Source organism: Brevibacillus sp. AG (assembly GCF_028369215.1).
Classification (GTDB): Bacteria; Bacillota; Bacilli; order Brevibacillales; family Brevibacillaceae; genus Brevibacillus; species Brevibacillus porteri.
Map to the genome: position 1 here is coordinate 59,884 of NZ_JAQMYO010000019.1, position 13,783 is coordinate 73,666.

Consider the following 13,783-nt stretch of genomic DNA (forward strand, 5'->3'; position numbering starts at 1 on the left):
CCACTATGAGCATGATAAAGACTAGTTCCAGTTCCATTAGTCGTTTTCCTAATACGAATGACGTAGGAATCGGTGTATCTATCGGTACTTTTGGGGAACTACTGCAGGGGATTCTAGAGGAAAATAATCTGGATTTTCTGGTGACTTTGCCTATCAAAAATGCATCCTACGCTACTTTTTATTCGATTCCAACCTTACAGGAGATCATCATCGTGCCACGCTCCAAGCAAAAATCAAAAAGGTTGGCGGAAAAAATCATTCAGCATTATGGATTGCCGGCAGGTGGAATTTTAGAGATCAACTCAGAACTTCCGGTTGGAAAAGGCTTGGCAAGCTCATCAGCAGATTTGGTGGCTGCATCCAGAGCGGTTGGAAATTGTTTCGATATAAGCATTGAGCCTTCCTTACTAGAGTGGTTTTTGTCGAGTATTGAGCCGACGGATGGCGTTATGTATGAGGGGGCTGTTTCTTACTACCATAAAGAAGTCAGATTGCGAGAATACATCGGGGAACTGCCGGCATTATGCATTTTAAGCATTGATGAGGGAGGAACCATCGATACCGTTGAGTTCAATAAGCGAACAAAGCCCTATACCCAAGAAGACAAGATGGAGTACAGCGTGTTGTTACAAAAAATCACGAAAGCAATCAGAGAAAGAGATGTCCACATGATAGGTGCCGTCTCTTCCCGAAGTGCGATCTTGAATCAAAAGATTCTGCCCAAAAAATTATTGCCGGAAGTCATGGAGATCAACGAGAAAATTGGCGGGTTAGGTACTGTTGTGGCACATAGTGGGACCAGCCTCGGTATTTTATTGTTGAAAGAAGAACCTGATTTCTATCAAAAGCTGGAACTGGGGTATAGATGGTTAAGTGAACTGAATAAAGAAGTGCATGTGTACCACACCTAGAGGATCAGATCCAAGAGATGGCTTCTGGCATGCTCGGAAGTCATCTTCCCCAAAAATTGATTTCGTTCGCATTGGGAGTGGATTATCGAGATGGAACAGCCAGTAAGCGTTAAGGAAAAGGTATCTTTTCGGGCGTTGCTTGGCTTGAAAAGTTATCGCTATTTAATCTTTTCGCAATTTGTATCGAACATGGGAGATGGAGTATATCGATTAGCGCTTATTTGGCTAATGAAGGTTTTGACGGAAAGTCCTTTGTTAATGGCGATTTTATTGGCAGCGGAGACCATCCCATTGATCATATTCGGATTGTTCGCGGGAGTTTTTGTTGATCGAGGAAATAAAAAGAGGATCATGGTCGTTTCGCATATATTGAGAGCTGCGCTCATTTTATGCATCGTCCTGTTGTTCTTGTTTAACATGCTGCATCCTGCTGTACTGATCATCATTGCCGTTTTGCTGACTACGGTTAGTGCCTTCTTCAGGCCAGCACTCACGGTAGCGATACGGACGCTGGTTCCCGAACAACATATGACGCAAGCCCAAAGTTTATCGCAGATGATTCAAACGATTGTCAGTTTGGCGGCTCCGGCATTGGCAGCGGGGTTGATCGCGTTTGGAATGGAATATGCTTTTATTTTGAATGTCGTCACCTATTTGTTAGGTGCACTGATTATTTTATGGATAAACGAGAGGGAGCTTGTCATTTCTTCTGTCAGTGAGTTTACAGCAAGAATGATCATGACCGATTTGAAGGATGGAATCCATGCGATTACGAAGCATGATTTTTTGCGAAACTGCATGATTTATTTTACCATCCTCAATTTTTTGACGGCTCCAGAAGCGATCTTGCTGCCACTGGTCGTTACCAATGTTACCGAATTAGCCATGCTCGAGATTAGTTTTTTTATCGGGATTATGCTTGGGTCGCTATGTATTAATTATTTGAATCGATATGATGCGATTATTTACATTTGCTGCGGCATTAGTCTGTTCAGTATCGGAATCGGAATGTTTGCGTTTGGTATTCCACTTGTATGGCAAGTCATATGTGTATTCGTGAATGGGATAGGCTCGGCATTCGTCAATATCAAAATGAGCACGTTGATTACCTTGATGGTGCCTAAGGAAGTCTTGGGAAGAGCATCGAGCTTAATCAGTGTAATGGTTATGTGCGCCATGCCAGTCTCCGTCTTCCTGGTAGGTCTGACTACTGGTCTTGTTTCCATCTTTACGATATTTGGAATCATTGGCGGAGCGGGACTTCTCATTGTGGTTCTTATGCTGATGAACCCACACTTGAGAATGAAAAAAGAACATCACTACGATTATGCGGAACAGAAATCAGGGGGAATCTCTCTTTAGTGCAACTCCTGGTTGGATCGTTACTCAGTCGGAAGCGAGGTGTATTTTTTGCATGAGTGTAAAATTAACGGGCAGAATTGCTTCGACACCAAGCCGTCTCTTGCATGATGAAGTATTGGAACCGCAGTTCAAATATGAAGTCGATCACTTGTTGCCTGGGTATATTCAGATTGAATTCGCCATGCTTTTGGAATATGTCAGAATGGGCTTGATTACACGACAAGACGCTTTGCTTATCGCAAAGGCACTTCAGGGTGCTGCACCAGAAACAATAGCTCCTGACCCTGGACGAAACATGTCTGATATTTCTTTTGCCCTCGAGCGTTATATTGAAGGTTTACTCCCGAGACCAGTACCGTGTTGGCATATGGATCGCAGCCGCAATGATGTTCAAGCGTGCGCCCAGGTGATGTTTGGTCGTGCGCAATGGCTGGAGACGATGGGGGAATTGGGACAGCTTATTCAATCGATGCATACATTGGCTGTTCAATATCGTTCGGTTCCCATGCCAGGATATACGCATTACCAATCCGCACAATTGATTACCCCTGGATTCTATCTTTCCTCTATTAACGGTGAATTTTTGCAAGCCATGAATCGATGGATACAAATCTATGACGACATGAACCAGTGCCCGCTTGGGGCAGGGGCCATGGCAGGAGTTGAACTGCCGTGGAACCGTCAGCAGTTGTCCAAGCTGCTTGGGTTCAGACAGCCTCGAATGAGTGCGTTGTCGGCGGTCGCGTCTCGGGAATGGGTTTTGAGAATGTCAGGAGAGCTGTCCACCTTCTCGGTATTGGTCTCCCGGTTTACAACGGATTTGATTCAATGGGGCAGCAGCGAAATGAACTTCCTCCAATTGCCGGATGAGCTATCAGGTATATCTTCTGCCATGCCACAGAAAAGAAACTTCCCGATTCTGGAGCGTATCCGGGGGAAGAGTGCGCATCTAACCGGATTTTATATGGATATGGTGCTAGGTCAGCGCAATACAGCTTTCACGAATTTGGTAGAGACATCTAAAGAGGCAGGCACTCATCTTCTGACGTTGTTTCAACAAACCAAAACGTTGTTGCGCCTGTTAAAAGCGGTGATCGATCATTTGCAATTCAATGAGGATCGTTTGCTCCATATATGTAAACGGGACTTTTTTGGAGGATTTACTCTTGCGAATTTGCTGACGTTGGAGCATGAGATTCCGTATCGCACAGCACAGGTAATCGCAGGCCGATACATCGTAAGCGCGCTGGAACACGGTGTATCGCCGGAGCCGGGAGATCCACGGCTACTCGATGACGCTTGCGCGGAAGCAGGCTTTCAAGTACCAGATACGGCTTCGCTCCTCGCTGCTTCCTTCGATGTGCAGGGGGGCTTGTACGCGAAGAAATCAACGGGCTCCACGAACCCGGAGGAAGTACAGCAGATGCTGAGTGCACAGAGGGAGCATGCAGAGAAGCTGCAACAGGAGTGGCAGGATCGACAAGGGCAATTGCAGGCGATCGAAGAAAGGCGGGAGAGGTTCATGAAGAGGTTTCTTTCTGGCAAGCAAGGGAAGGATGTGAGCGTAGATGCGGTATGAACAGCTGGCAGATACTATCGGGGATACCCCTCTAGTCAAGCTGAGGCTTGATGAAGGAGCAGTCGGTTCTGTATATGCAAAGCTCGAGTTAATGAACCCGTTCGGTATGAAGGATCGCGTAGCCAAGCAATCGGTCTTGGCAGCGATACAGTCAGGAGAGCTTCAGGCGGGCATGCCGATTATCGAAAGCTCGTCAGGAACGTTGGCGTGTGGCTTGGCCTTGGTTGGGCGTCAGTTGGGGCACGACGTACACATCGTGACTGATCCGAGAATTGACCCGATTACCTATGCCAAGTTGACCTCGCTTGGCTGCCATGTTCACGTAGTTTCGCAGATGGGAAAACAAGGGTGGCAAAGCGCCAGACTGGAACGACTCCAAGAATTAATGAGGGAGTATCCAGGAGCGTTCTGGCCTCGACAATACGAAAATCCGGAGAATCCGCGTTCGTACGTTGCGCTGGCGTCTGAGTTGATGCAAGACCTCGAACGAATTGATGTGCTTGTTGGTGCAGTCGGCAGCGGAGGCTCCTTGTCCGGGACCGCCAGAGAGCTGAAGCGTCATTATAAGGAGCTGCGCGTCGTAGCGGTTGATGCAGCGGGGAGTGTGATATTCGGACAGCCCGATCAGCCTACGCGTCTACAGGGTGGCTTGGGAAACAGTTTGGTCGCCAAGAATGTAGATTTTTCCATGATCGATGAAGTGCATTGGTTGAACGATGCGGAGGCATTTGCGGCTACGCTGCAGCTGGCCCGTAATGAGCATATTTTTGCTGGCAACAGCTCGGGTTCCGTGTATGCCGTAGCCAACTGGTTAGCGAGCCAAGTCGGGAGTGAGTGCAATATCGTGGCTATATTGCCGGATCGAGGGGATCGTTATGTCGATACGATCTATAGCGACTCCTACCGTGAGAGCAAAGGTCTGATGCAAACGAACCTGCCAGACACGCCGCAATGTGTGGAACCAAAGACAGTCGTGACTAGCTGGTCCTATTCTAAATTAATGGGGATGTATCCGAATGAACAAACACTTTCTGTTCGTTGAAGCCAATACGACGGGGACAGGTATGCTCGCTATTAAAAAGGCGCGCGAATTGGGGTTTACGCCCGTATTTTTCACAGAGAAGCCTGAACGTTACCACGGTTTGAATGAGTTGGAATGTCACGTAGTCGTGACAGATACGAATTCCCAAGCAGAGCTGACTGACAGTGTAGCACAAGTGAGTAAGGAAGGCAGAGAGATAGTCGGAATCATGTCGACCAGCGATTATTACCTCGAATCGGTAGCCAAGCTGGCCCGGAAATTCGGTTGGACAGGCAATTCTCTGGAGGCGATTGAGACCTGCCGAAATAAAGCGATGTTTCGCGAGAAGCTTCAGGGGTATCAAGTGTCTCAGCCTGAATTTTTGGCAATAGGCTCTATGGAGGCATTGATGGAAGCGCGCTCTTCCATTTCCCTGCCCTGCGTGGTGAAGCCCGCTGATGATAGCGGATCAAATAACGTACGGCTGTGCTTTAGCTGGGATGAAGTGGAGCATATGGCAGCGGAAATTCTTGCGATCAAGTACAATGCGCGCGGCCAGGAAACAGCACGAACAGTTCTTCTGGAGCAGTATGTCGAGGGCCCTGAATTTAGCGTGGAGACGTTCTCGTGGCAAGGGCAATGCTTTGTCATCGGGATTACCCAGAAACGGTTAACGGGATATCCATTTTTCGTGGAAGCAGGGCACATTTTCCCTGCACCGCTGTCGGCAGAAGATAAGCAGGAGATCGAGAGAACAGTGGAAAGGGCGTTAGCGGCGGTGAACTACCAGTTCGGTGCTGCCCATACAGAAGTGAAGTGGACATCAGCAGGCTGTGTTGTCATCGAGGTCAACGCAAGGCTTGCCGGTGGAATGATTCCAGAGCTGGTTCGCCGTTCAACAGGGATTGATCTGCTTTTGCAACAGATTCGGTGTGCGGCTGGACTTGCGCCTGAATTGTCTCAAACAGTCGAAGTGCAACGATATGCAGGCATTCATTTTCTCGTGTCTGAGAGTCAGGGAGCCTTTAGCAGGATACATGGAATGGATACCGTTCGCAACCTGCCGGGGATTGCTGAAGTAGCGATTCATGCAAAAATTGGTCAAAACGTCCAACCGCCGCAAAATTTCTCGCATCGTCTCGGCTATGTCATCGTGGAAGGGAAGCATTACAGCGAGACCGCTGAGCTGATCCAACAGGTAAATGACAACCTAAAGGTACAAGTAGTTCAGCAATTGGAGAGTGGGGTATGAAACCGTTGATAGAATTGAGAAGCGATACATTCACTTTGCCGACAAGTCAGATGATGGATGCCATTCAAGAGGCGGTACTCGGTGACGATGTGTATGGGGAAGATCCTACGGTTCGCCAATTGGAGCAAGAAGCGGCCCAAAAGCTGGGCAAGGAGGCAGCCATTCTCATGCCGAGTGGAACGATGGCTAATCTGGCATCCTTAATGGCGCATTGTCCTCGCGGTTCCAAAGTAATTGTAGGCAATGAGACCGACATTTACATCTATGAAGCGGGTGGCGCGACTGTGTGCGGCGGTATTATGTACGAACCGATTCCGACGCAGCCAGATGGAAGGCTGGACATCTCAGATATGGAGCGGGTCTTTCCGTTGGAGCCAGAAGATCCACAATTCGCATTGCCCTCCCTGATCTGCTTGGAAAACCCGCATAACCGAATGGGGGGACGTGTCCTACCGCTGTCTTATTTGGCAGAGGTTCGCGCATTTGCAAACGAAAAGGCTGTGCCTGTTCATATGGACGGTGCGCGTTTGTTCAATGCGGCAGTTGCTCTTGACGTGGATGCGGCTGAGATTGCGCGTTATGCGGATTCCGTGCAAATATGTTTGTCGAAAGGGTTGTCAGCACCGATTGGTTCCCTTGTCGTCGGGTCAAAAGATTTTATTCAGAAAGTGTATCGTCTTCGCAAAATGCTGGGTGGCGGTATGCGCCAGGCTGGGATTATTGCAGCGCCAGGTCTGGTTGCCTTGCAGCAGATGACGGATCGATTGGCAGTCGATCACGCAAACGCCCTTCGCTTAGTGCGTGGTCTTGCGGAGATTCCAGGAATCGTGACTCATGTGGAAGATGTAGAGACCAATATTGTGTTCTTCCGGATAGAACACCCAATCCATACGTGGCAGACCTTCATAGAAGCAGCGCAAGCACATGGGCTGCGTGTAGCTGAGCTCGGTCACGGCCGAATTCGAGCGGTGACGCATTCCGGTATTGAGACGGCGGATATCGACAAGGCGCTAAGCATTGTACGTGAACTGTTGCAGTTCCAAACTGTGTAGAGCAGACATGTACGCTCCCCCTTCAGTAAGAAGGGGGATTTATTATGAAGGTTTATAAAAGAATATAAAATCATCTGATTTTTTTAAATATTTTAAAAGGAAAATATTTTCAAATAACAGAAAATTATTTAATATTAGAAAGACAGGCCTTGGGATGAATTGCCCATTATGGAAAAGGCTTGAAATACATGTGAAAGAGGGGGAAATGATTTGAAAAAAGGGAAAGGTTGGTTGAAGCCGTTGGCGTTGCTCTCGTTAACCGGCGCGCTGTTGGTTGGTTGCTCAAGCGGGAACAATGCTTCGCCAGGAACTGCAACACCAGCACCAACAAAAAAACCGGTGGAGCAGGTGGCTCCTCAGGCGACCAGTACGGATGATGAGAAGCCAATAGACGGTGGAACGTTCACGCATTCTACGACGTCTGACATCGTCACGATCAATCCGATTTTCGGAAATGACACGGCATCTGGCGATGTTATGGAGTACACCCAGGCGTATTTGTACAATCGAAACCCAGCTTTTGATTTAGCGGTTTACCCTTGGTCCCTTGCAGCTGAGTTGCCGAAAGTAAGCGAAGATGGCCTCACCTATACAATCAAGATGAAGAATAATGCGAAATGGTCGGATGGAACGCCAATCACGGCTGACGACTTGATTTTTACCATTAATGCTATCAAAACTCCTGAGACTGGATCACCAGAAATTACGAAATACGACAAAGTTAAAGAGATGAAAAAACTGGATGATTACACCGTAGAAATCAAATTGACTCAATTGTATGCTCCGTTTGCTTTTGGATTAATGCAAAAGTTGGCACCAGCCCACGTGTTGAAAGACGTACCGTTTAAAGAATTGCAAGCCCATTCTTACGGAAAAGATCCAGCCAAGACACCAACTTCCGGACCGTACAAATGGTCAGAGTGGAAACAAAAGGAATTCCATGTGCTAGATGCTAACCCAGATTACTGGGGGGAAAAGAAGCCGCATATCCAAAAGGTTGTGTACAAAATCTATGCGGATCAAAACACACAAGTACAGGCTCTGATGAAAGGTGACGTTGACTTGGTAGACTCCATTCCTGTCACGCAGCTCGAAGCGGTGAAGGCGAAAGGAACGATCAACATCTCGACGGAGCCAGGTCCTAGCTATGAATACTTTGCCTTCAACTTCGACAAGAAGAACTTCCCGAACAACTACGGGTTGTTTGAAGGTCAAAAAACGCGTCAGGCCATTGCTCACGCTATCAATCGTCAAGGTATTATCGACAATATCTTGAAAGGAACCGGAAAAATTATGGATGCACCGTTCCTGCCAGGTACATGGGCAGACCCGGGCGATGCAGCAGTCCATTACGAATATAGTGCAGAGAAAGCAAAACAATTGCTGAAAGAAGACGGATGGGTAGCCGGGTCAGATGGAATCCTTGCCAAAGACGGCAATCGGTTCTCCTTTGAATTCATTTTCAACTCGGGGAACAGTCGTCGTGAACAGGCAGCAGTCGTTATTCAGCAAAACCTGAAAGAGATCGGAATTGAAGCGAAGCCAAAAGCATTAGACTTCTCGGCTCTTGTCGATCAGTATGCCAACCCTGGTAAATTCCAGGTTCTGTTACTCGGATGGCAATTGTCTGACCCAGATCCGGATGGCATTTCTACTTTCGGGAAAAAGGCATTCCCGCCAGGCAACAACGCTGGCTGGTACGACAATCCGAAGCTGGATGCGCTCTGGGAAAAAGCTGTATCCACGGTTAAACAAGAGGAGCGCGCAGCGATCTATAAAGAAGTCGGAAAAGAAATCTCGACGAACCTGCCATACGTATTCATGTATCAGTACGGAACGCCACGAGGCATGACTTCTCGCGTCAAATATAAGGATGAGTTTAAACCAGTATCCATGATTCCATATGGGGAGACCTTTGGCTTCCTGAACTGGTGGATCGACGATACCAAAAAATAAGCTCGGCTGGTAGCGGTTAGCAAAATGAAAAGGGGGAAGGGCAGCCTTATGTCCCTTCCCCTTTCAAACGAAAGGAGGATGCTAATTGACTGAATATTTAGTACGCCGCGTACTACAAGCCGTGCTTGTGTTATTTTTGATCACAGTGGTTTCGTTCGGGCTCATGCATGCAGCACCCGGAGGACCGCTAAAAGTCATGCTCTCACCGGGAATGTCTCCTGAGGCACAGCTCATCCAGATGAAAAATATGGGGTTGGATCAGCCGGTCTATATTCAATACATGAAATGGGTCGGTAATTTGCTGCAAGGCGATTTAGGCCATACCTTTAAAAATAACGTTCCTGTTGGTGATATTTTGTGGCCGACGGTTTGGAATACGTTTGTGCTCATGTCTGTAGCGTGGGGGCTTTCCATGCTGATCGCCATCCCGTGGGGGATCTACAACAGCACAAAACAATACGGTCTATCTGACCAGATCGCCTCCATTGTTGCCTATCTCGGATTCGCGATGCCGACCTTCTGGTTTGGGATTATGCTACAGCAGTATTTCGCGATGCAGCTGAATCTGCTCCCACTATCTGACATGTACACGATGGGGAATGAGGGACAAGTAAGCGACCTCATTTTGCACTTGATTCTCCCTGTTACGGTGTTAACACTGGTGAACATTGCAGCCTATGTCAAATATACGCGCGCCAGTATGCTAGAGGTTTTGGAGCAAGACTATATTCGGACGGCCCGTGCCAAAGGGATGAAGGAAAGACGCGTTATTTTCCGCCATGCTCTGCGGAACGCACTGATTCCTGTTGTAACGATCATCGGATTGGATTTGCCGACTCTGGTAGCAGGTGCAGCATTGACAGAGAGTGTATTTAACTGGCCAGGCATGGGGCGTCTGTTTGTGGAAATGGCTGTTGCGCGTGAATACTCTGTGTTGATGTCGATCACGTTGCTGATTTCCCTGATGGTAATTATCGGAAACCTGCTTGCCGATTTAATCTACGCACTGGTTGACCCACGAGTGCAGCTTGGACGCAAAGGAGGCAGGGCAGCATGAGTCAAGTACAGCTTCAAGATGATACTGTCGTTGAAACGAATCGACCGGGTGGACAGCTCCCGACGAATCCTGTTGGTCAAAAACCTCCTGGGCTCTTTGCAACAGCGGGCAAAAAGTTTATGCGAAATCCATATGCTGTTGGTGGGCTGATCGTACTGTTGTTTTTTATTGGGATTGCTGTGTTTGCCGATTGGGTTGCACCGCATGATCCGGCAAAGGTTGATTTTATGATTACCAATCTGCCTCCTGGAACAGAAGGGCATGTGCTCGGAACAGACGAGCTCGGTCGTGATATTTTGTCCCGCCTCATTCATAGCAGCCGGGTGTCCATGCTGGTCGGCTTCAGCGTTGCTTTTGCTGCGGTTGTCATTGGGACACTGATTGGAGCGATTTCTGGATATTTCGGCGGCTGGATTGATACCTGCTTCATGCGTCTCGTTGACGTGATGAACTCCATTCCGAGTCTGTTCTTTAACATTCTGGTTCTGGCTCTCTTCGGAGCGGAATTTATCTACATGATCCTGATTTTGTCGCTGACGAGCTGGACAAGTGTGGCACGTCTAGTGCGCGGGCAGTTTTTGCAACTACGGGAAATGCAGTATGTGGAAGCAGCGAGAGCGATCGGCGTTTCGCACTGGGGCATTATTACGCGCCACCTGGTACGCAATGCAATGGCTCCCATCATTGTGTACGCGACTCTCATGGTTGGCTCGGCCATTCTGTCAGAGTCAGGTCTTTCTTATTTAGGCTTGGGGATTCAACCGCCTGAAACAAGCTGGGGGTTAATGCTGAGCAAGGCACAGGAATTCATGCTGGTCGATCCTTTACAAGCACTTTATCCTGGTCTTTGTATTTTGCTCGTGGTGCTAGCGGTTAACTTCGTCGGAGACGGCATCCGCGATGCATTCGACCCACGGAAGAAAAAGAAGAACCCGAAAAGGAGGCTGAACAAGTGGAACGCAACATCCTCGAAATAAAAAATTTGACCACTTGCTTCTTTACGGATGACGGCACGGTCAAGGCTACGGATCGAGTGAGCATCAACGTTGGCAAAGGACAGACGGTGTGCCTTGTAGGGGAATCCGGCAGTGGAAAAAGTGTGACGTCACTTGCGGTCATGCGACTGATTGATTATGCGGGCGGATTTATTCAGAGTGGGAACGTCATGTTTCACGGTCAGGATCTGGCGGCAAAGGACTTGGATGAAATGATGCAGATTCGCGGGAACAAAATCGCGATGATCTTCCAAGACCCGATGTCGGCTCTCAATCCGGTGTTTACGGTAGGCGATCAAATTGCGGAGAGCTTGATGCTGCATCAAAATATGAGCAAGATAGATGCGTTCAAAAAAGCGATCGAGATGCTTCGTCTGGTTGGGATCCCAGCGCCGGAAGTACGAGTGAAACAGTACCCGCACGAAATGTCTGGTGGGATGTGCCAGCGTGTTGTCATCGCGATGGCCTTGGCCTGCAAACCGGAAATGCTGATAGCAGACGAGCCAACTACTGCTCTTGATGTAACGGTTCAGGCGCAAATTTTGGATTTGCTCAGACGGCTGCAAAAGGAATTGGGCATGTCAATATTACTGATCACCCATGACATGGGGGTAGCAGCAGAGATGGCGGATCGTATCGCGGTGATGTATGCAGGAACGATTGTGGAGGAAGGAACGGTCGAACGCATATTTGACGAGCCCCGGCATCCTTACACGATCGGCTTGCTACAGTCCATTCCCGGATTTGAAGGGGAGCGCGGCGGAGAATTGTACACCATCCAAGGTACCATCCCGAGCATTACCCAATTGCCGACGGGCTGCCGTTTTCACCCGCGTTGTCCGCATGCGATCGACAAATGCCGAAAAGAGGAACCCATCTTGCGCGAGGTTGTTACGGGACAACAAGTGGCTTGCTGGTTGAATGAAGATGTCAGCAATCACTTCAGAATAAATCAGCGTGCCAATGCAGTCGCTGGAAGCAAAGCAGAGGTGAACCGCCAATGAACCGGGAATATTTGATCGAAGCAAAACAAATCAAAAAGTATTTTCCGATTAAGGCTGGCCTGTTGAGCCGTGTCATCGGTCATGTAAAAGCCGTAGATGATGTATCTTTCGGAATTCGGCCAGGGGAGACATTCGGTCTCGTAGGAGAATCAGGCTGCGGGAAGTCGACGTTGGGGCGTGTTGTGCTGAATTTGCAAGGGGCGACGAGCGGAGAAGTGCTGTTTGACGGAACCAATATCCATGAGGTGAACAGACAAGAGAATTTGAAGCTGAGACGGGATATGCAGATTATATTTCAAGACCCATTTGGTTCGTTGAATCCGCGATTCTTGGTAAGTGATATTATTGGAGAGCCGTTACGGGTTCATCTGCGTGCATCTGCAAAGGAAATGGATGAGCGGGTAGTCGAGCTGATGAGTCTGGTGGGACTCGATCCTTCGAGGAGAAATCGGTATCCGCATGAGTTTTCCGGCGGACAGCGGCAACGGATCGGCATTGCGCGGTCGATTGCCCTCTCTCCACGGTTTATTGTGGCGGATGAAGCTGTTTCTGCACTGGATGTGTCCGTACAGTCACAGGTTTTGAACCTGATGATGAAATTACAAAAAGAGATGGGGCTGACCTATCTATTTATCGCGCACGGTCTGAATGTGGTACGCCATATTTCTGATCGGGTAGGCGTGATGTACTTGGGGAAAATGGTGGAGATTGCACGAACGGATGACTTGTTTGCACAGCCACTGCATCCGTATACGGCGGCATTGTTGTCGGCGATTCCGAAGCCTACTCCGCATCGGCGACAAGAGCGGATCGTCCTGCAAGGGGATGTACCATCTCCGGCCAATCCGCCGTCAGGTTGTCGTTTTCATCCTCGTTGTCCAATGGCGCAGGAGAGATGCAGCAAGGAGATTCCCGAGCTCATAGAGGTTGGGCAGGATCGGCAGGTCGCGTGTCATTTTCCTTTAGCATAGAGAGAGAAAGAGCCACCCGAGATGGGTGGCTTCTTCTATTCTCAAAACAACTCGATAACGGTAATACTGACATTGGCTGTTTGGGGAGGGAATGGTTCTGCAAAAAAGACCGTTCCGATGATTGCCGCCACGAGGTTAAGGACACTGGGTGCCCCAGCAGGAGCCGTTATGATAGCGGAATAGGTGGAGGCTAGGGGTGTTTTCGCAATAGTCGTATATCCAGAGCCTGGAACCGGAGCTCCATTCAGTGTGAGAAAGATGGCAGGAGGTGTGTTATTCGTCATATTGACTGAATGAGTGACAAAGTAAGTATGGCCACCTGCCAGTACGATATCAGGTGAGCCCGCAACATGGGTAATATCTGTTCCCGTTATGACGCCGTTGTTACTGAGGGCGACAGGCTGATTAGCAAAGGTTGTTATAATCGTAGTCAAATTATAGACATGCGCACTATTGGTCAGTTGTGGTCCTGTAGCGCCAGTGGCTCCGGCTGTCCCAGTATCCCCGGTTGCGCCAGTGGCTCCGGCTGTCCCAGTGGCCCCTGTAGCGCCAGTGGCTCCGGCTGTCCCAGTGGCCCCTGTAGCGCCAGTGGCCCCTGTAGCGCCAGTGGCCCCTGTAGCGCC

Annotated in this window: 11 protein-coding genes and 1 pseudogene; 11 read left to right on the top strand and 1 reads right to left on the bottom strand. The window is 48.9% G+C overall.

Features of this window, described 5'->3' with window-relative positions:
- The first annotated feature begins 5 nt into the window (after positions 1–5).
- The 11 genes from POF51_RS30020 to POF51_RS30070 all read left to right on the top strand — a co-directional run bounded on the left by POF51_RS30020 (position 6) and on the right by POF51_RS30070 (position 13,160).
- Positions 6–911, top strand: coding sequence for a GHMP family kinase ATP-binding protein (locus POF51_RS30020; protein WP_442869625.1), 906 nt, complete (start codon positions 6–8; stop codon positions 909–911).
- Positions 912–1,001: 90 nt separating this feature from the next.
- Positions 1,002–2,273: an MFS transporter gene (locus tag POF51_RS30025; protein ID WP_069851616.1), complete on the top strand. Its 1,272-nt coding sequence runs from the start codon at positions 1,002–1,004 to the stop codon at positions 2,271–2,273.
- Between the two features lie 52 nt (positions 2,274–2,325).
- A complete protein-coding gene (locus POF51_RS30030; RefSeq protein ID WP_069851618.1) occupies positions 2,326–3,852 on the top strand; it encodes an argininosuccinate lyase in 1,527 nt (508 codons plus the stop codon).
- Positions 3,842–4,894 (top strand): PLP-dependent cysteine synthase family protein, encoded by a 1,053-nt coding sequence (locus tag POF51_RS30035; protein ID WP_069851620.1) that lies wholly within the window; start codon positions 3,842–3,844, stop codon positions 4,892–4,894. The genes POF51_RS30030 and POF51_RS30035 overlap by 11 nt, the downstream gene beginning before the upstream one ends.
- Complete coding sequence (locus tag POF51_RS30040) at positions 4,869–6,125, top strand: ATP-grasp domain-containing protein (RefSeq protein WP_069851622.1); 1,257 nt, start codon at positions 4,869–4,871, stop codon at positions 6,123–6,125. Before POF51_RS30035 ends, POF51_RS30040 begins: the two co-directional genes overlap by 26 nt.
- Positions 6,122–7,177: a low-specificity L-threonine aldolase gene (gene ltaE, locus POF51_RS30045; protein WP_069851624.1), complete on the top strand. Its 1,056-nt coding sequence runs from the start codon at positions 6,122–6,124 to the stop codon at positions 7,175–7,177. Before POF51_RS30040 ends, ltaE begins: the two co-directional genes overlap by 4 nt.
- 210 nt (positions 7,178–7,387) lie before the next feature.
- Positions 7,388–9,133: a peptide-binding protein gene (locus POF51_RS30050; protein ID WP_069851627.1), complete on the top strand. Its 1,746-nt coding sequence runs from the start codon at positions 7,388–7,390 to the stop codon at positions 9,131–9,133.
- Positions 9,134–9,218: 85 nt separating this feature from the next.
- A complete protein-coding gene (locus POF51_RS30055) occupies positions 9,219–10,190 on the top strand; it encodes an ABC transporter permease (RefSeq protein ID WP_017251715.1) in 972 nt (323 codons plus the stop codon).
- The gene (locus POF51_RS30060; protein WP_069851629.1) at positions 10,187–11,167 is read left to right on the top strand and encodes an ABC transporter permease; all 981 of its coding nucleotides are present in this window, start codon (positions 10,187–10,189) and stop codon (positions 11,165–11,167) included. Before POF51_RS30055 ends, POF51_RS30060 begins: the two co-directional genes overlap by 4 nt.
- Positions 11,143–12,189: an ABC transporter ATP-binding protein gene (locus POF51_RS30065; protein WP_069851631.1), complete on the top strand. Its 1,047-nt coding sequence runs from the start codon at positions 11,143–11,145 to the stop codon at positions 12,187–12,189. The genes POF51_RS30060 and POF51_RS30065 overlap by 25 nt, the downstream gene beginning before the upstream one ends.
- Positions 12,186–13,160 (top strand): ABC transporter ATP-binding protein, encoded by a 975-nt coding sequence (locus tag POF51_RS30070; RefSeq protein ID WP_069851634.1) that lies wholly within the window; start codon positions 12,186–12,188, stop codon positions 13,158–13,160. The genes POF51_RS30065 and POF51_RS30070 overlap by 4 nt, the downstream gene beginning before the upstream one ends.
- Before the next feature lie 41 nt (positions 13,161–13,201).
- On the opposite strand, the pseudogene POF51_RS30075 reads toward POF51_RS30070, so the two are convergent.
- A pseudogene (locus POF51_RS30075) lies at positions 13,202–13,783 on the bottom strand (hypothetical protein); the annotation flags it as partial.